Here is a 20,394-nt window from a genome sequence, read left to right as displayed (position 1 = left end):
AACCCCACCACTGCAACATAAAATTTTTCTTTTACTTATACTTTTTACATTACAATCGCATCAAACTGTTCTTGACTATAAAAAGGTTCTATTCTTATTTCTATTCTTTTCTCAATAAAAACCTCTAATTGTGCTAATAAAGCGTGAGATTCTTCATTGATAAGATAATCAGCCACATTTTTTGAAGCATAAACCACAAAACGTTCAGCTGAGAAAAGATGATGCACTCATACAATTTCTCGCTGAATTTCATAACATACCGTTTCAACCGTTTTTTGTACACCTTTTCCCTTACAAGCAGGGCAATCTTCACACAAAATATGCTCTAAACTTTCTCGGATGCGTTTGCGGGTCATTTCAACTAAACCAAGCTGAGTAAAACCATTCACATTTGTTTTTACTCGATCCTTACTCAATGCTTCCTCTAAAGATTGTAATACTCGCTGTTGATGTTCTTCATCTTGCATATCAATAAAATCAATAATAATACCGCCAAGATTACGTAACTGTAGCTGATGTGCAATGGCTTTAGTTGCTTCAATATTAGTATTAAATACTGTCTGTTCAAGGTTTCAATGTCCAACAAAAGCCCCTGTATTAATATCAATAGTTGTCATTGCTTCTGTTTGGTCAATGATTAAATAACCACCAGACTTTAAATCAACTCTCTTTTCTAATCCCTTTTGAATATATTCTTCTACACCATAAGCGTCAAAGAGAGTCTGAGTTGCACCACTATATAGTACCTTTCTATTATTTTACGCCATAACTGTTTTAGAAATATCGCATCTTGTTGCAAATTCTCTTCTGACACACCTTCAGCAACGTGTAAAAAGGTGCCTTTTTCTAGGGGGTGCTGATCTTTTGAACCTAAAAAATAAGCAACGTAAAAATCTGTTATAATAAATTCGCCAAAATCAACTAAACGGAGAATTACGTTGCCTAGAATAATTTTAACAGATTTATAAGGTGCTGTAAGTGGTAAGATTTTTTTAATCTTATAAAAAAATTAGGCTAAAGAATCCCCTCGCCTAATTTTTCATTAATATTATTTAATAATTTGTATATTTACTGTTTTTTTGCTCCAAAAGCACCTCTATATCGCCCAAGATCCGTAACATCACGATCAAACTGTCCACCAATTTCCTCACCATTTGGACCATAAAAATGGGCATGAATATGGTTACCTTGAGTATCTTCTTTAACAAAACGATGCTTTTGACTATCCCACTGCATATTTTCACTAAAGTTTAAACCTCTTCCTTGTGGTGTATTTGGAGAAAAGAAAGCAACATCGTCACCTTGATAATTAAAACGTGTATTACTAAAGACTATATGCATATTCTTATCAGCAATATCTGCAGTTACATCTGAATAATAATGTTTATGTTGGCTAACACTTCCTAATGCAACACCTTTATAAGTTGCTCTCAAAATTGAGATATCATTAGGAGTGGTTGCTTTACCAATATTAACATATTGAACAGGGAACTGATTACCATCAACAATCTCCCCAAAAGTTTGATATTCAAAACCAGTAGCTTTAGGATCTTGGACAATAGCATCAAAACCATCATAACTAAATTTTAAACTTTTGCTATATGCAGGGTGTCGTAACTGACCTCTCTTATAAGCAATACTTGCATTACTAGCAACCTCTTCTCCCCCTTGAATATCCAATTTATTTTCCTCAAGAAGAACAATATTGTTACCCAAAATATTAATCACATCAGGTTCTTTTGGCTTGCGATTTTCATCAAAAGTATAAGGGCTTTCTGCATTACCACCACCAAAAGTTTGTGTCCAATAATATGTATATCCCTGAGGATCAGAAGCTTTAGGTACACGTACTAAACCAATTCCAATTCTACTAAAATTGCCACTAATCATACTTCTATAGTGTCCCGGACTATTCTTCCAACCTAGTGATACATCCTCTGCATTATCTTGTCCTACGGCAATATTCTCACCAACTGCTCCGTAAGTTATAATAATTTCAGAAGATGAATCCGTTCCATTAGGTCTTGTATGCCCATATTGTTTTACTAACTCTTGAGAACGCATTTGTGCATAAGCTGCTAATTTTTCGTCCCATTCTAAAGGTGGTTTACCAACAGCTTGACGATATTCATTTGTTTTTTTCAATACCTTTAACACTTGTGCTTTATCATAAGCAGATAAACTTGCTACTTTTTTTGTTTGACTACTATGCCAAATATTACTTGCTACCATGCTTGGAGAGGTAATGATTTTACTATTATTAATAGCAGTAAAATGATCTGTACCGCCTCCTGAGTTACCATTATTTCCTGAATTACCTGAAGTTCCTGAATTACCTGAAGCTCCTGAATTTCCCGAATTTCCTGAATTACCCGAATTTCCTGAATTTCCTGAATTTCCTGAATTTCCTGAATTTCCTGAATTTCCTGAATTTTCTGAATTTCCTGAATTTCCTGAATTTTCTGAATTTTCTGAATTTTCTGAATTTCCTGAATTTTCTGAATTACCCGAATTTACTGAATTTTCTGAATTTTCTGAATTTTCTGAATTTTCTGAATTTTCTGAAGTTCCTGAAGTTCCTGAATTTCCTGAAGTTCCTGAATTTCCTGAAGTTCCTGAAGTTCCTGAATTTCCTGAAGTTCCTGAATTTCCTGAAGTTCCTGAATTTCCTGAAGTTCCTGAAGTTCCTGAATTTCCTGAAGTGCCTGAAGTTCCTGAATTTCCTGAAGTTCCAGTATCTGGGACTACAGAAGAAGATGTGTCTGTTGGACTATTATTTGAACCTGAACCACAAGCAGTAACAAGTAATGTGAGTACAGATAAAAACAGAGTGTTATAACGAAATAGTTTGGTTTCCATACCAATCTCCATAAACGATGAATATTAAAAATAACCTTAGAATAAGTACTTTCTCATAACAAATATATCACAAAATCACAAATAAAATCACAAAATAAAAAATAAAACTACAAATAAAATCACAAATAAAACTTTGTTGCTTAATTAAACAGAAATATCGCTATACCCAAATTACATCACTATCACATCAAACTGTTCTTGACTATAAAAAGGTTCTATTCTTATTTCTATTCTTTTCTCAATAAAAACCTCTAATTGTGCTAATAAAGCGTGAGATTCTTCATTGATAAGATAATCAGCTACATCCTTTGAAGCATAGACGACAAAACGCTCAACATTAAACAAGTGGTGTACACGAACAATTTCTCTCTGAATTTCATAACATACCGTTTCAACGGTTTTTTGTACACCTTTTCCCTTACAAGCAGGACAATCTTCACACAAAATATGCTCTAAACTTTCTCGAGTTCGCTTACGAGTCATTTCTACTAAACCCAGCTGAGTAAAACCATTCACATTCGTTTTTACTCGATCCTTGCTCAAGGCTTCCTCTAAAGATTGTAATACTCGCTGTTGATGTTCTTCATCTTGCATATCAATAAAATCAATAATAATACCGCCAAGATTACGTAACTGTAGCTGATGTGCAATGGCTTTAGTTGCTTCAATATTAGTATTAAATACGGTTTGTTCAAGGTTTCAATGTCCAACAAAAGCCCCTGTATTAATATCAATAGTTGTCATTGCTTCCGTTTGGTCAATGATTAAATAACCACCAGACTTTAAATCAACTCTCTTTTCTAATCCCTTTTGAATATATTCTTCTACACCATAAGCGTCAAAGAGAGTCTGAGTTGCACCACTATATAGTACCTTTCTATTATTTTACGCCATAACTGTTTTAGAAATATCGCATCTTGTTGCAAATTCTCTTCTGACACACCTTCAGCAACGTGTAAAAAGGTGCCTTTTTCTAGGGCGTGCTGATCTTTTGAACCTAAAAAATAAGCAACGTAAAAATCTGTTATAATAAATTCGCCAAAATCAACTAAACGGAGAATTACATTGCCTAGAATAATTTTAACAGATTTATAAGGTGCTGTAAGTGGTAAGATTTTTTTAATCTTATAAAAAAATTAGGCTACAGAATCCTCTAGCCTAATTTTTCATTAATATTATTTAATAATTTGTATATTTACTGTTTTTTTGCTCCAAAAGCACCTCTATATCGCCCAAGATCCGTAACATCACGATCAAACTGTCCACCAATTTCCTCACCATTTGGACCATAAAAATGGGCATGAATATGGTTACCTTGAGTATCTTCTTTAACAAAACGATGCTTTTGACTATCCCACTGCATATTTTCACTAAAGTTTAAACCTCTTCCTTGTGGTGTATTTGGAGAAAAGAAAGCAACATCATCACCTTGATCATTAAAACGTGTATTACTAAAGACTATATGCATATTCTTATCAGCAATATCTGCAGTTACATCTGAATAATAATGTTTATGTTGTTTAACACTTCCTAATGCAACGCCTTTATAAGTTGCTCTCACAATTGAAATATCATCAGGAGTGGTTGCTTTACCAATATTAATATATTGAACAGGGAACTGATTACCATCAACAATCTCCCCAAAAGTTTGATATTCAAAACCAGTAGCTTTAGGATCTTGGACAATAGCATCAAAACCATCATAACTAAATTTTAAACTTTTGCTATATGCAGGGTGTCGTAACTGACCTCTCTTATAAGCAATACTTGCATTACTAGCAACCTCTTCTCCCCCTTGAATATCCAATTTATTTTCCTCAAGAAGAACAATATTGTTACCCAAAATATTAATCACATCAGGTTCTTTTGGCTTGCGATTTTCATCAAAAGTATAAGGGCTTTTTGCATTACCACCACCAAAAGTTTGTGTCCAATAATATGTATATCCCTGAGGATCAGAAGCATTAGGTACACGTACTAAACCAATTCCAATTCTACTAAAATTGCCACTAATCATATTTCTATAGTGTCCCGGACTATTCTTCCAACCCAGCGATACTTCCTCTGCATTACCTTGTCCTGCGGCAATATTCTCACCAATTGCTCCATAAGTCATAATAATCTCAGAAGACCAATCTTTGCCATCAGGTCTTTTGTGTGGAGGATTATATTTTTCTGCTATTTCTTGAGAACGCATTTGTGCATAAGCTGCTAATTTTTCGTCCCATTCTAAAGGTGGTTTACCAACAGCTTGACGATATTCATTTGTTTTTTTCAATACCTTTAACACTTGTGCTTTATCATAAGCAGATAAACTTGCTACTTTTTTTGTTTGACTACTATGCCAAATATTACTTGCTACCATACTTGGAGAGGTAATGACTTTACTATTATTAATAGCAGTAAAATTATCTGTACCACCTCCTGAGTTACCATTATTTCCTGAATTTCCTGAAGTTCCTGAAGTTCCCGAATTTCCTGAAGTTCCTGAATTTCCTGAATTTCCTGAATTTCCTGAAGTTCCCGAATTTCCTGAAGTTCCTGAAGTTCCTGAAGTTCCTGAATTTCCTGAATTTCCTGAATTTCCTGAATTTCCTGAATTTCCTGAATTTCCTGAAGTTCCTGAAGTTCCTGAATTTCCTGAAGTTCCTGAATTTCCTGAATTTCCTGAAGTTCCTGAAGTTCCTGAATTTCCTGAATTTCCTGAAGTGCCTGAAGTTCCTGAATTTCCTGAAGTTCCTGAATTTCCTGAATTTCCTGAATTTCCTGAAGTGCCTGAAGTTCCTGAATTTCCTGAAGTTCCAGTATCTGGGACTACAGAAGAAGATGTGTCTGTTGGACTATTATTTGAACCGGAACCACAAGCAGTAACAAGTAATGTGAGTACAGATAAAAACAGAGTGTTATAACGAAATAGTTTGGTTTTCATACCAACCTCCATAAACGATGAATATTAAAAACAACCTTAGAATAAGTACTTTCTCATAACAAATATATTACAAAATCATAAATAAAATTACAAATAAAACTTTGTTGCTTAATTAAACAGAAATATCGCTATACCCAAATTACATCACTATCACATCAAATTGTTCTTGGGTATAGTAAGGCTCGAGCTTAACTTCAACTTTTTTATCTGTAAAAACCTCTAATTGTGCTAATAAAGCGTGAGATTCTTCATTTATAAGATAATCAGCCACATCTTTTGAAGCATACACGACAAAACGCTCAACATTAAACAAGTGGTGTACACGAACAATTTCTCGTTGAATTTCATAACAAACCGTTTCAACGGTTTTTTGTACACCTTTTCCCTTACAAGCAGGACAATCTTCACACAAAATATGCTCTAAACTTTCTCGAGTTCGCTTACGAGTCATTTCTACTAAACCCAACTGAGTAAAACCATTGACACTCGTTTTTACTCGATCTTTGCTCAAGGCTTCCTCTAAAGATTGTAATACTCGCTGTTGATGTTCTTCATCTTGCATATCAATAAAATCAATAATAATAATACCGCCAAGATTACGTAACTGTAGCTGATGTGCAATGGCTTTAGTTGCTTCAATATTAGTATTAAATACGGTTTGTTCAAGGTTTCGATGTCCAACAAAAGCCCCTGTATTAATATCAATAGTTGTCATTGCTTCCGTTTGGTCAATGATTAAATAACCACCAGACTTTAAATCAACTCTCTTTTCTAATCCCTTTTGAATATATTCTTCTACACCATAAGCGTCAAAGAGAGTCTGAGTTGCACCACTATATAGTACGACATTATGTGCTAATTCAGGCATAAACTCCGTTAAAAATTCTTTTACTTGTTCATAAGTCATTTTAGAATCAATAATAACAGAACTAATTTGTGTTCCTACAAAATCTCTTAGTACTCGTTGAGCTAAAGCGACCTCACCATAGATCATTGATTTTACTTTGTATTTTGATTTTCTTTCTATTATTTTACGCCATAACCGTTTTAGAAATATCGCATCTTGTTGCAAACTCTCTTCTGACACACCTTCAGCAGCCGTACGAACAATAAAACCACCAATTTCATCACAATAAGGCTCAACCAGTGCTTTCAAACGCTCTTTTTCTGATTCACTCTCAATTCTCTGCGAAACCCCTACGTGGCTATTTTCAGGCATAAAAACTAAATAACGAGATGGCAAGGTAATATCGGTAGTTAATCTCGCCCCTTTTGTACCAATAGGATCCTTAACCACTTGAACAATAATATTCTGCCCTTCTCGCACTAATTCACTAATATCTTTAACAATAAATTGTTTCTTTTCACTTTCATCAATACATTCCGTATGAGAAACAATATCAGAAGCGTGTAAAAAAGCGGCTTTTTCTAATCCAATATCTACAAAAGCAGACTGCATACCGGGTAATACTCGGGTAATTTTACCCTTATAAATATTCCCAACAATTCCCCGCTTTGACTCTCGTTCAATATGAACTTCTTTTAAAACACCATTTTCAACTAATGTTACACGAGTTTCACTTGGTGTTACATTGACTAATAATTCTGCACCATTCATTGTTCTATTCTTATTTAAAAAACTAATCTTCTAATTTTAACACTAAATCTCATTATAGAGAGTAAAATTTACTTTGTATCTCACAATAAATTTGCTAATCTGCGATCCGTTTCACATAATTTTAATATATTGTAGATGTAATACCCAACTTCTACTAATAGGACAACAATCAATGACAACTCAAACCTTTATTTTAGGTAAAGACAAAGCGTTAGAAGACAGTATTAATACTTTTCAACATAAATTAACTCAACTTGGCTTTGATATCGAAGAAGTCTCTTGGCTCAATCCCGTACCTAATGTGTGGTCGGTGCATATTCGTGATAAACATTGCCCACAATGTTTTACCAATGGCAAAGGGGCAACTAAAAAAGCGGCATTAGCCTCTGCACTAGGGGAATTTTTTGAACGTCTTTCAACTAACTATTTTTGGGCGGATTTTTATTTAGGTCAGCAACTTGCAAACAGCGATTTTGTGCATTATCCCAATGAAAAATGGTTTGCAATTGAAAATGAACAGCAACTACCAAGCGGTCTGTTAGATCCTTATTTATGCAATTATTTTGATCCTGATAATGAACTCACACCAGATCTATTAATTGATCTACAATCTGGTAATGAAAAGCGTGGTATTGTCGCACTGCCTTATACTCGTCTTGATGATAATGAAACCATTTATATCCCACAAAGTATTGTTGGCAATTTATTTGTATCTAATGGAATGTCAGCAGGTAATACGAAATTTGAGGCTCGTGTACAAGGGCTTTCAGAAGTTTTTGAACGCTATGTTAAACATAAAATTATTACCGAAGCCATCAGCTTGCCTGAAATTCCTCAAACTATTATAGATAGCTATCCTAATATCAAGGCATCAATCTCAAAATTGGAAGACGAGGGATTTCCAATCCTTTGTTTTGATGCTTCATTAGGTGGGCAATTCCCTGTCATTTGTGTGATTTTATTAAATCCACACAATGGTACTTGCTTTGCCTCGTTTGGTGGACATCCTAATTTTGAAGTCGCTTTTGAACGTACGGTAACCGAATTATTGCAAGGCAGAAGTTTAAAAGATTTAGATGTTTTCACTCCGCCCTCTTTTGATAATGATGATGTGGCAGAACATAGCAATATTGAAACGCATTTTATCGATTCAAGCGGTCTGATTTCGTGGGATTTATTCAAAAAAGATCCTGATTTTGATTTCCATCATTGGGATTTTTCAGGCTCAACCCAACAAGAGTTTGATAACCTAATGGCAATATTCAACCACCTTGAACAACCTGTTTATATTATGGATTATGAGCATTTAGGAGTTTATGCGTGCCGAATTTTAGCCCCGAGTATGTCTAATATTTACCCTGCTGATGATTTAATTTATACCAATAATAATATGGGAATGCAGTGGCGTGAGATCTTATTAGATCTACCCAATTTTCATCATAACAAAGCCACTTATCAAGAATTACTAGAGCAACTTGACGAACAAGGTATTGATGATTTCACCCGTGTAAGAGAGTTTTTAGGCATAGCCGCAAATAAAGGTTCAGCACTACAAACCCTACGTATTGGTGAACTAAAATCAATGCTCAACCTCGCCATTGGCAACTTAGAAGAAGCCTTAGACTGGGCAAACTGGACAGTAGATATGAACGCAACAGTATTCACTCCAGAAAGAAACAATTACTATCGTTGTTTAATTCAATCTATTGAACTCTTCTTAGATAAAGAGCGAGATCCTAAACAATATCAAACTATCTTTGAAAAAATGTATGGAAAAGAGACGGTGGAATTTGTTTGGAATGCTATTGCTGGTGGTAATCCATTCTATCAATGGACAGCTTCTGATGAAAATTTAACAGGTTTAACCTCTCATAAAAAATTACTTGAAGCGTATTTTAAAGTGCAAAAAGCGAAACTAAATCCTATTCAAAACTAATTATTCAACCACAATTAAGCGGTAAGATATTGATCAAAATTTGCAGAAAATGATCAATATCATACCGCTTGTATTACTTTAAACCGACTTTAATTATTTATAAAAAAGCGAGCAAATTTATTCTCTGCTCGCTATATTTAGTTTATTAAAATGAAATACTACACATCATAAGTGGTTGAAGCCACATCTCCGCCACGACCTGTCCAGTTAGTATGGAAAAATTCGCCACGAGCTTTGTCGATACGCTCATAAGTATGAGCCCCAAAGTAGTCACGTTGAGCTTGTAACAAGTTTGCTGGTAAACGTGCCGAAGTGTAACCATCTAAGAAGGTAATCGCAGATGTCATACAAGGCATAGGGATACCTGTTTCGATAGATTTCGCCACCACTTTACGCCAGTCTGCTTGGCTGTTTTCTAAAATATCTTTGAAATATTTATCAGAGCCTAAGAAGATTAAATCAGGATTTGCTTCATAAGCGTCACGGATATTACCTAAGAATGCACTGCGAATAATACACCCTTCACGCCATAATAATGCGGTGTTACCGTAATTGATATTCCAACCAAATTCTTCTGACGCTTGACGAATCAACATAAAGCCTTGTGCGTAAGAGATGATTTTTGACGCTAATAATGCTTTACGAACCGCTTCAATCCACTGTGCTTTGTCGCCTTCCACTTTACCAACAGTTTTGTTGAATAATTTTGATGCTTCAACACGTTGCTCTTTGAATGAAGACACACAACGAGCAAATACAGATTCAGTGATTAAAGTTAAAGGAATACCAAAGTCTAATGCGTTGATACCTGTCCATTTCCCTGTTCCTTTTTGACCCGCAGTATCAAGAATTTTATCTACTAAACGGCTACCATCTTCATCTTTATAACCTAAGATTTCTGCTGTAATATCAATTAAATAGCTGTCTAATTCTGTTTTTCGCCATTCATTGAACGTCGCTTCTAATTCATCATCCGATAAACCTACACCTTCTTTTAAGAATTGATACGCTTCACAGATTAACTGCATATCGCCATATTCAATACCGTTATGAACCATTTTCACAAAGTGACCAGCACCGTCTTGACCAACCCAGTCACAACAAGGTTCGCCTTCTGGCGTTTTGGCTGAAATAGCTTGTAAAACAGGTTTTACAAATGGCCAAGCTTCTTCGTGACCACCTGGCATAATTGAAGGTCCAAATCTTGCCCCTTCTTCGCCACCTGAAACACCAGTTCCGATAAAACGAATGCCTTTTTCACGAAGTGCTACTACACGACGGTTTGTATCAGGATAATTTGAGTTACCACCATCAATGATAATATCACCTTCATCTAAGTATGGTACTAAGCTATCGATAAATTTATCAACCACTTCGCCCGCACGCACCATTAACATAATGCGGCGTGGTTTTTCTAATTTATCCGCCAAATCTTGCAGAGAATACGCACCAATAATATTGGTGCCTTTCGCTTCATTGTTTAAGAAATCATCAACTTTTGAAGTAGTACGGTTATACGCCACCACTTTAAAACCGTGATCATTCATATTTAAAATTAGGTTTTGTCCCATTACGGCTAAGCCAATAACACCGATATCGCCTTTCATTTTTGCTCCTCGTTTTGTTTTTTAATTTAAAATCTTTCTATCGTAAAAACATAGTTTACTATGCTTACATACAAATTTTTATATAAATGATGATATTAAAAATCTTATATAAAACTTTTTACCCTAATTATTTCCACAATTATCTGTTGCCATTTCACAACCTGTAACCACCCTAATAATATTCTGCTTTGGATAATATGCTAACCCTCTATAAGAATTCTGACCATAAGAAGAAGCAAATAATCTTGAAATATTATTAGATGCCAACTTACCTACATCAATATATTTCATACTTCCCTTGACTAATATATCAGGATCTTCATAAAAATATTTCCACTTCATATCTTTGACATATTTAAAAGGTGGTAATAGCCAAGATGTTTCAATATTATTTCCAATAGCCGCATAACCAATACAGCTTTCTCCAAATATCCAATTTGGAAATTTCTTTTCAACTTCTCCTAACTTGATCTCTTTTAAAGTTGTAGTCAACAAATTTTCTAACACAATATTTTCTGGTACTCTAAAGAAATCAACATAACAAGCAAAATACTCATCATCTAAATGAGGTTCTTTAAAACGGTAACTCAATAATGGCTCTATTTTATTATTTTCATTATTCTTTAACAGTGCAACAATTTTAGAATGCTCGTTATGAAAATACTCAAAAGTCTCTATTGCTCCCCAATATTTCGAAAGAAACCCATAGCTAATCAATCCTATGATAAAAATAATAGGTAAAAAGCAAATACTTAAAATAACAGCAGAACATATGGCAAAATATTGCTAAATAATTTTTTTAAATCTTCTGGCACTATTCTGCTTCCTTTAATATTTTTTTAATAAAATAATTTAAAATTTAATGCAATTTTTATAGTAATCTAACTACTTATATTTTTCCAATTTTAATTAAATCAACAACTCCCACTATGGCATCCTGTTATAACTTTAATAATATGCTGTTTTGGATATAAAACCACTCCCCTAAAAGGTGGGTCTTGTAATGATATAAAAACCCTTGAAATATCTTCTGAAGGTAAATTTACTAAATTAATATTTTCAGTACTTCCTTTTATCAATAAACTGAAATCAGGATAATTTCCCCTCCAATTTGGTTTTGGTACTTTTGCATAAGTAAATGGCAAAGGTAACCATGCTTTATCATTAATTCTAAGGCTTCCATGTTGTTCTAGCAATCGATAATGATCTGCACAATCAGAATGATAAGTCTTATATTTTTTATAATTTATCGTACCCTTTATTTCTGTTAAACTTTTCCAATTCAAATCGTTAAATACAATATCTTGAGGTACTTTAAAAAATGTTGAATAACAATAAAAATGATAACTTCGACTTCGTTGAAAGCGATATTTTAATAATGGCTGTATGTATCCTTCTGAGTGCTCTTTTAATGAAGAAGATAAAAAGGAATAATGTTCTAAATCATACTTTGTAAATTTACTGCTTACATCCCAATATTTATTAATATTATGGGCTATTTCACGTGATAAAAGTACAGTAATATCTACAAGTGCAAACGGCACTACCCCGAACATTATAAGAAAAAGTAAAAAAAACAACCCTAAAATTTTCATTCCATGGCAACACCCTTCTCTAAATGTTCCTTCCTTAACTATTTCTTCTTTCATTGCACTTTAACTCTCTTTAAACGAATTCGATCATTTACCTTTCTTTATATCAAATTTAATAATCCCTACAATTATTACTATCACAGCTTGTTACAACTTTAATAATATGTTGCTTTGGGTATAACACTAAGGCTCTATAAAAATTATTACCGAAAGAATATGCTAGAATTTTTGAAATATTCTCTGTACTTAGTGTTACCTTATTCACATTCTCAGTATTTCCCTTTATCAGCAAATTAGGATCTTCATACGAAGTATGTTCTATCTTTGCATAACTAAATGGATATGGCAGCCAAATTGAATTATCAATTTTATAATTACCGTGCCCTGCAACATATTTATGATAATCAATACAAGAATGTGACCACTCCCAATTAGGAAATTTAGTATCAATATCATCTAACTTAATATCAACAGCATTATTCAAACTTAAATTTTCAAGTGAAGTTTCCTTAGGTATTTGAAAATAATCTACATAACAATAATAAAGCTTTCTATCAGGATAAACGCCTATTTCTTTAAATCGATAATTTAATAATGGTAATATTTCATTACTCTTTATAAATGAAGAAACAACTTGATAATGCTCATTATGAAAATCATTAAACTGACTAACTACCGAGCAATATCTATAAAAATCAAAAATCCAAGGTAAACCAATAATCAACGTAGCGATTAAAATGAAAACGCCTAAAAAATATTTGAAAATATCAAAAATAAGCTCTGTTAGTATGTAAAAAAATCTTATTAAAAATTGTTTCATTTATATCATTTATATCATTTATATCATTTATATCATTTATATCATTTATATCATTTATATCATTTATATCATTTACAAAATGTTACACCAATAATAGGCAAGGCATGCCTTGCCTCTACGATTATTTAACCCAACAACTCCCCAGCCTCCTTATCCAAATACCACTCGGTATTTCCATTGCTCGCTTTAATTCTAGCCGCTGGATAATTTTGTGCTTTTGGATCATCTGCAAAAATTTGTTTAATGATAACCGCTTTACTCTGTCCTGTTACAAGATAAGTGACTCGTTTTGCTTTTTCAATCAATTTTGCTGTTTTTGAAATGCGTAATTGTTTTGTTTCAGGGTGTTCTGCAATTATTACTAAACGCTCATCATCAAAATCAGTTTGATTTGGGAATAATGAAGCCGTATGTCCGTCTGTTCCCATTCCTAAAATAATCCAATCAAATTCTTGGTTTGGTACGCAATCTGTGATTTCTTGTTCAAAGCGGATTAACTCTGCTTGAACTTCTTGTTCCCCTTGAATACGGTGAATATTTTCAGTAGGAATATCAATATGATCAAATAACAACGCTTGCACTTCGCCATAATTACTTTCAGGATCAGTTGGTTCAACCATTCGCTCATCACCCCACCAAAAATGTAAATTTTTCCAATTTATTTCGGTGTTATAAGGCGGTTGAGCGAGTATTTTAAACAATAATTTTGGCGTACTTCCACCTGAAAGCGAGATATGAACAGGCTCGCCTTGTTCACTGTATGCTTTAAATTCTTGTGCGATCTTTTCTACCGCTTGCTGGGCTGAATCAAAAATAATTTTATTCATTACTGTTATACCTTTTTCTTCATTTTACCTGATGGACGACGCCATACTTTGCCTTCTTTGGCAATTAAACGATCCGCTTCTTTTGGTCCCCAAGTACCTGCTTCGTAATCGTAAACTCGTCCTCCTGCTTTTTTATAAGCTAAGATTGGCTCAACGAATTTCCAACATGCGTGAACAGCATCAGTACGAGCAAATAAGGTCGCATCACCTTTCATTGCATCTAACAGTAAACGTTCATAAGCGGTTAAAAGGTTTGGTGAGGCTAAGTCGGCATATCTGAAATCCATTGAAACTTCTTTTGACTCAAACCCTGAACCTGGTTTTTTCAAGCCAAAACGCATAGACACACCTTCATCTGGTTGAATGCGGATAATCAATTTATTATCAGGGGCATTTTGACTAAATACTGGATGAGGGGTTGTTTTAAAGTGAATGACCACTTCTGTTACACGTGCTGGTAACATTTTTCCTGAACGCACATAAAAAGGCACTCCTGCCCAACGCCAGTTATCAATTTCACAGCGTAATGCCATATAGGTTTCTGTATTTGAATCTGCAGGAACACCTTTTTCTTCCAAGTAGCCTTTTACTTGCTTGCCGTTAATTTCTGCTCGAGTATATTGCCCTAAAACTAAATTATGCTTCACGGCTTCTTCACTTAATGGGTGTAAACAGTGTAAAACTTTTGCGACTTCATCACGCATTGAATTTGCGTTAATAATTGCTGGAGGTTCCATTGCAACCATTGCTAATACTTGTAATAAATGGTTTTGGAACATATCTCGCATTGCACCTGAACCATCATAATAGCCACCACGATCACCCACGCCAATAGTTTCTGCCCCTGTAATTTCAATATAATCAATAAAATTTCTGTTCCAAAGAGGTTCAAATAAGCCATTTGAGAAACGTAATACTAATAGATTTTGGACGGTTTCTTTGCCTAAATAGTGATCGATACGATAAATTTGATGTTCTTCAAAATAATGATGAATTTGAATATCTAACTCTTTTGCAGTATGGATATCATAACCAAAAGGCTTTTCAACAATTAAACGTTTCCAACCATTCTGTTCGCTATTTAAACCGTGAGCAGCGAGACATTCGGGAATAATGCCATATAAACTTGGCGGAGTTGAAAGATAATAAAGGGTATTTCCTTCCGTTTGATAACGCTGATGAAGATCATCCAAACGAGGAATAAGTTTGGCATAATCTACTACATCAGAAGTATTAACCGATTGATAATAAAGATGTTTGCAAAAATTATCTAACATCTCACCGCTTGTATGCCCTGCTTCAATTAACGCGCCATACATTTTTTCTCGAAATGTTTCATCACAAAAGTCACTACGTGCTACCCCTAAAACAGAAAAGTTTTCTGTTAACTGCCCGACTTTATATAAATCATAAAGTGCTGGTATCAATTTACGGTAGGTTAAATCTCCTGATGCACCAAAGATTACAATACAATTATTATCTGCTTTCATTATTTACCTCGACTATGTTTATTTTCAGCTACTATGACATACTTTTATAAAAATGATTAGTTGATATTAACTATTAAACTGATACATTTTTTGCCAATTTATTTTTTTATTTCCTACCATTAAAAAAGGAGGATTAATAAGGGTTTCCCGTTGATTATAGGTTAAAGGTTCAAAATTAAGATTATAAATTTCACCGCCAACTTCAGAAAGGATAACCTCTGCCGCTGCGGTGTCCCATTCCCCTGTTTTACCAAAACTTATATAACAATCTGCTTTTCCTTCTGCAACCAATCCTGCTTTTAAACTGCTAGAACCACAGCGTAAAAATTCAAAAGTATGTTGAATGCTATTTTTTATTTTGGTGTGTTTTCCACTTCCTACAGCAATAATTAAGCGGTCAGATCTTTCCAACTTTTTGCAATTTTTTTCTAAACGATGAGCTTCACCTTTTTCAATTAAAAAAGCCCCTTGATTTTCCATTGCATAATAAGTTTTATCCAAAATAGGGGCGTGAATAATCCCTAAAACAGGTTTATTGTGACGCACTAATGCTATCATTATCGAAAAATGGTCTGTTCTATCAATAAATTGTTGTGTGCCATCAAGGGGATCGACTATCCAATATTCATTCCATTTTTCACGTTCAGAAAGGGGATATTGACAATTTTCTTCAGATAAGATGGGAATATTTGGGGTAAGTTTGGATAATTCTTCAATTAAAAATTTACTAAGGAATAGATCGGCTTCAGTCACGGGGCTACTATCTGGCTTTATCGTTATTTCCACAGATTTTGTATAAAACTCTGCTAAATGACGACCAGCTTGATACACAATATCTAAAAGAGATTGGTTCAATTGCTGCATTATCTACTCCTTCTTTAGTATAAATTTGGGGAATAGTGTGATTGTAAACTATTTTTTGCAAAAAATTAACTTATAAATAACTGCTGAATAACATCTCTATTTAATTGCTGACCTATTACCACAATACGTTCATCTGGCATTGATTCACAACCAGTAATGGTATATTGACTTTCCACTATATCAAATTTCATCCAAACATCTGCAATTTCAGCATAGCCGTTTACTCGTGCAATTTTTCCACATAGCCCTGTGGTAAGCCAAAATAATCTATCTGCAAGTTGGTCAATATTCTGAATATTATGAGACGAGAAACTGATATTTTCCAATGGATCGACTTTTGCATCTTCTTGACGAAAAAAACGATAATTTACTTTATTCTCTTTTTGTTGAATTTCAATACCTTTTTCTAATAGTGAAAGCCAGTTTTCTTTATTCCAAGTACTATAATGTGAATCAAAAAATTCCACATTATTTGTAAATTTTAATGAAGATCTTACCGCTTCAAAATCACTTTTTGAAAAAGTTTCTGATTTACTGACAACGACCGTGCCTGCTGTATTAAGCTGATCTTGAAAATACTCAGGAAAATGTTGTTTACTCTCTTGATAGTGACGACCATCGACAATGGTAATCGGGGCAACAAGAGAAATATCCTCATAGACAATACGATTAAGCTGTTCAAGAATTTTACTTGGCATTGCCACACCACTTGGCTCAATCAATAAATAATCTGGGTTAAGGGTGTTTGCAATAGTGAGAACCGAATAACTAAAATCTAAATTTAACGAGCAACAGATACAGCCTTCGGTTAATTCCCAAACTTTCATATCTACGTCTTTATTTTGGCTTTGCTCTTGTTTTAGCAGTTCACCATCTAACCCGAGTTCACCAAATTCATTTTCTAAAATCACGAACTGACGACCAGTTTGTTTGACCATATCTTTAATGAAAGAGGTTTTACCTGCACCTAAAAATCCTGAAATAACGAGTATTTTCATTTAATTGACCTAAGAGTATCTTTAAATAGAATCGTAGGGGAGCATTAGCAAACTTGTTTGCGTATATGCTCCCGAATACATTGGATAAAATTATTTTATTTGGATCTTATCCTTTTTAATTTTATTGTATTTTGAGCAGATTTGATATCAAGCAACGGGCGGATATACGCAAACAAGTTTGCTAATGCCGCCCCTACTTATTTTTACAAATAAAAAAGCACGGTTGCTCTCATTACATTCACAACCGTACTCTTATATAAGAATAATGGCTTATAAGTTGCTATTAAACTATAAAACAACCACAGGTTTAATTAAATCTGCTGGTTTATCTTTCATTAATAGCAATGCTTCTTCAACGTGTTCAAAGCCTTTGAATTTATGGGTTAATAATGGTTTAACATCTAATTTACCACATTCAATTAAGCTGGCTAATTTTTCAAGACGTAAACGTCCCCCTGGCATTAAACCTCCATTGATTTGTTTATGACCCATACCTACACCCCAAGTTTCACGTGGAATATTAATGCTTGCACCACGACCTAAGTAGTTTACGTTACCGATTTTACCACCCGGTTTTAACACATTGATAATTGGTGCAAAAGTATCAACTGTACCACCAGCAATAATAGCTTTATCGACACCTTTACCATTCGTCATTTTCATTACTTGCTCATCAATTGGCTCGTGATAACCGATAAAATCAGTTGCACCATAACCTTTTGCAGCTTTTCTACAATTTTCACGAGTACCTACACAAATAATACGTGAAGCACCTCTTAATGCAGCTCCTGCTACAGCCATTAGACCAACTGGTCCAATACCTACAACTAATACTACATCACCAAACTGAACATCAGCAAGTTCAACACCGTGAAAACCTGTTGGCACCATATCTGATAACATACACGCTTCTTCTGGAGGAATTGAATCGGGTAAGTGAGCAAGGTTAGCATCTGCGTGGTTTACGTGGAATAATTCACCAAATACGCCATCTTTAAAGTTTGAGAATTTCCATCCTGAAAGCATTCCACCAGAGTGCATAGGGAAACCACCTTGTGCTTCCACCGTTCCCCAATCTGGCGTAATTGCAGCAACCATTACACGATCACCCGGTTTGAAATCTTTAACTAACTCACCAACTTCCTCTACCACACCACAGGCTTCGTGACCGAGAATCATATTCTCTCTTTCACCAATAGCACCTTCCCATACGGTATGGATATCTGAGCTACAAGGCGACACTGCCAAAGGGCGAACGATTGCATCCATAGGACCACATTTTGGTGCCTCTTTCTCAATCCAACCAGTTTCACCAATTTTTAACATTGCAAAACCTTTCATTTTAGTTCTCCTATAAAGTTAATATTAAAAATAATTACTAATACGAATTATACTCTTTTGGAAAACCAAATCACGTTTTTTTTTACTCCATTTGGCGTAAAAATTTGGTTAAAAATGTTAATAATTTTTACTTTTTTAAATCGCTTTTTCAATAGCTTCTGCAATACGTTGAGAATTAACACCACCTTTCGCACAGCGTTTTTCTAAACAAGACTCAATAGAAAGAATGGGATAGACATCATCAGCAATCACGGTATGAAATTGTTGAAATTCATCAAGGGTTAATTCCTCTAATGCTTTTGCATTTTTTATAGCATAAACCACCGCTTCCCCAACAATATGGTGAGCCTCACGGAAAGGAATACCTTTGGCGACTAGATAATCCGCTAATTCTGTGGCATTGGCATAGCCTTGTTTTGCTGCTTCTAATGTTCGTTCAGTATTAATTTTAATATCGTCTAACACTAAAGCTGCCATATCTAAACAAGCAAGCCACGTATCAACAGTATCAAAAATACCCTCTTTATCTTCCTGCATATCTTTATTATAAGCAAGAGGCAACCCTTTAATTGTTGTTAACAACCCTGTTAATGCTCCAATAACTCGCCCTGTTTTACCACGAATAAGCTCGCAAGCATCAGGATTTTTCTTTTGTGGCATAAGTGAAGAGCCTGAAGTAACTCGATCGGCTAATTCAATAAAGTTGGCTTCACCGCTGTTAAAAATAATTAAATCTTCTGAAAAACGTGAAAGGTGTACCATACTAATAGAGGCAACAGCAAGTAATTCTAAAATATGATCACGATCCGATACACTGTCTAAACTATTATTTGTTGCACTTGCAAAGCCTAAATCCTGTGCCAATTTTTCACGATCAATCGGATACGCAGTCCCCGCCAATGCTCCACAACCTAACGGGCAAGTATTCATTCTATTATAAGCATCTTCTAAACGAGAATAATCACGTGCCAACATTTCATAATAGGCTAAACACCAATGAGCAAAAGTCACAGGCTGGGCACGTTGTAAATGGGTATAACCCGGCATTACTGCATTTTGATGATTTTTTGCAGTTGTGACTAATTTTTGTTGTAAACTACGAATGCTATGTTGCAATAATTTAACTTGAGCTTTGCACCATAATTTAATATCTAACGCCACTTGGTCATTACGGCTTCGTCCTGTATGCAATTTTTTACCCAAATCACCTAATTTTTCAATCAGTTTTGACTCTACCCAACTATGAATATCTTCATTATCATCTTGTAAAATCACCTTCAAATTTGGTGCTAATTCAGTGTGTAATTCTTGTAGTGCTTGAATTAATTTCTGTTCTTCCTCTTTGGTAATAATGCCCACTGATGCAATCGCCTTTGCCCAACCAATCGAGCCTTCAATATCTTGCAACCCTAAACGATAATCAAAACACAAAGAATCGTTAAAAAGTTTAAACCGTTGATCTGCTGATTCACTAAAACGTCCACCCCAAAGTGCCATAATTTTTCCTTTATTT

15 protein-coding genes and 2 pseudogenes are annotated in these 20,394 nt (G+C 34.4%); 2 read left to right on the top strand and 15 right to left on the bottom strand.

Translation table 11 applies throughout. The features are described from left to right. Positions 1–44: 44 nt before the first annotated feature. The 4 genes and pseudogenes from KGI96_RS02235 to KGI96_RS02220 form a co-directional block, all read right to left on the bottom strand. A pseudogene (locus tag KGI96_RS02235) lies at positions 45–743 on the bottom strand (ribonuclease E/G); the annotation flags it as partial. A gap of 325 nt (positions 744–1,068) precedes the next feature. After that, entirely contained in the window at positions 1,069–2,859 is a 1,791-nt protein-coding gene (locus tag KGI96_RS02230; RefSeq protein WP_213156534.1) for a CAP domain-containing protein, read from the bottom strand. Positions 2,860–3,030: 171 nt separating this feature from the next. After that, positions 3,031–3,729 (bottom strand): annotated as a pseudogene (locus KGI96_RS02225) (ribonuclease E/G); the annotation flags it as partial. A gap of 325 nt (positions 3,730–4,054) precedes the next feature. Beyond that, complete coding sequence (locus KGI96_RS02220) at positions 4,055–5,224, bottom strand: CAP domain-containing protein (RefSeq protein WP_229577211.1); 1,170 nt, start codon at positions 5,222–5,224, stop codon at positions 4,055–4,057. A 13-nt stretch (positions 5,225–5,237) separates the two neighbouring features. Here KGI96_RS02220 and KGI96_RS11100 point away from each other — a divergent pair, with 13 nt between their 5' ends. Then, a complete protein-coding gene (locus KGI96_RS11100) occupies positions 5,238–5,768 on the top strand; it encodes a hypothetical protein (protein ID WP_229577209.1) in 531 nt (176 codons plus the stop codon). Between the two features lie 159 nt (positions 5,769–5,927). On the opposite strand, the gene rng is transcribed toward KGI96_RS11100, so the two are convergent. Next, complete coding sequence (rng, locus tag KGI96_RS02215) at positions 5,928–7,406, bottom strand: ribonuclease G (RefSeq protein WP_213156532.1); 1,479 nt, start codon at positions 7,404–7,406, stop codon at positions 5,928–5,930. A gap of 172 nt (positions 7,407–7,578) precedes the next feature. On the opposite strand from rng, the gene ycaO reads away from it, so the two are divergent. Further along, a complete protein-coding gene (ycaO, locus tag KGI96_RS02210; protein WP_213156531.1) occupies positions 7,579–9,342 on the top strand; it encodes a 30S ribosomal protein S12 methylthiotransferase accessory factor YcaO in 1,764 nt (587 codons plus the stop codon). A gap of 158 nt (positions 9,343–9,500) precedes the next feature. Here ycaO and gnd read toward each other — a convergent pair whose 3' ends face one another. The 10 genes from gnd to argH form a co-directional block, all read right to left on the bottom strand. Beyond that, positions 9,501–10,949 (bottom strand): decarboxylating NADP(+)-dependent phosphogluconate dehydrogenase, encoded by a 1,449-nt coding sequence (gene gnd, locus KGI96_RS02205; RefSeq protein ID WP_211598452.1) that lies wholly within the window; start codon positions 10,947–10,949, stop codon positions 9,501–9,503. Positions 10,950–11,072: 123 nt separating this feature from the next. Beyond that, the gene (locus KGI96_RS02200; protein ID WP_213156530.1) at positions 11,073–11,540 is read right to left on the bottom strand and encodes a hypothetical protein; all 468 of its coding nucleotides are present in this window, start codon (positions 11,538–11,540) and stop codon (positions 11,073–11,075) included. Positions 11,541–11,863: 323 nt separating this feature from the next. Next, the gene (locus tag KGI96_RS02195; RefSeq protein ID WP_211598456.1) at positions 11,864–12,598 is read right to left on the bottom strand and encodes a hypothetical protein; all 735 of its coding nucleotides are present in this window, start codon (positions 12,596–12,598) and stop codon (positions 11,864–11,866) included. A 55-nt stretch (positions 12,599–12,653) separates the two neighbouring features. Next, complete coding sequence (locus tag KGI96_RS02190; protein ID WP_211598458.1) at positions 12,654–13,361, bottom strand: hypothetical protein; 708 nt, start codon at positions 13,359–13,361, stop codon at positions 12,654–12,656. 125 nt (positions 13,362–13,486) lie between these two features. Further along, on the bottom strand, positions 13,487–14,188 hold the full coding sequence (gene pgl, locus KGI96_RS02185) for a 6-phosphogluconolactonase (protein WP_211598460.1): 702 nt from the start codon (positions 14,186–14,188) through the stop codon (positions 13,487–13,489). 5 nt (positions 14,189–14,193) lie between these two features. Further along, complete coding sequence (gene zwf / locus KGI96_RS02180) at positions 14,194–15,678, bottom strand: glucose-6-phosphate dehydrogenase (protein WP_211598462.1); 1,485 nt, start codon at positions 15,676–15,678, stop codon at positions 14,194–14,196. 66 nt (positions 15,679–15,744) lie between these two features. Further along, entirely contained in the window at positions 15,745–16,542 is a 798-nt protein-coding gene (gene cysQ / locus KGI96_RS02175; protein ID WP_211598464.1) for a 3'(2'),5'-bisphosphate nucleotidase CysQ, read from the bottom strand. Positions 16,543–16,607: 65 nt separating this feature from the next. Further along, entirely contained in the window at positions 16,608–17,540 is a 933-nt protein-coding gene (locus KGI96_RS02170) for a GTP-binding protein (RefSeq protein ID WP_211598466.1), read from the bottom strand. A 288-nt stretch (positions 17,541–17,828) separates the two neighbouring features. Further along, entirely contained in the window at positions 17,829–18,881 is a 1,053-nt protein-coding gene (locus KGI96_RS02165; RefSeq protein ID WP_211598468.1) for an NAD(P)-dependent alcohol dehydrogenase, read from the bottom strand. Positions 18,882–19,016: 135 nt separating this feature from the next. Next, positions 19,017–20,378 carry an argininosuccinate lyase gene (gene argH, locus KGI96_RS02160; RefSeq protein WP_211598470.1) on the bottom strand — a complete coding sequence of 454 codons (1,362 nt, stop codon included), beginning with the start codon at positions 20,376–20,378 and terminating at the stop codon, positions 19,017–19,019. Positions 20,379–20,394 lie beyond the last annotated feature (16 nt).

The organism is Phocoenobacter atlanticus subsp. cyclopteri (genome assembly GCF_018343795.1).
In the GTDB taxonomy this organism is placed as follows: Bacteria; Pseudomonadota; Gammaproteobacteria; order Enterobacterales; family Pasteurellaceae; genus Phocoenobacter; species Phocoenobacter atlanticus.
Note: the sequence above shows the minus strand (reverse complement) of the source record. Positions and strands in the feature narration are given on the sequence as shown.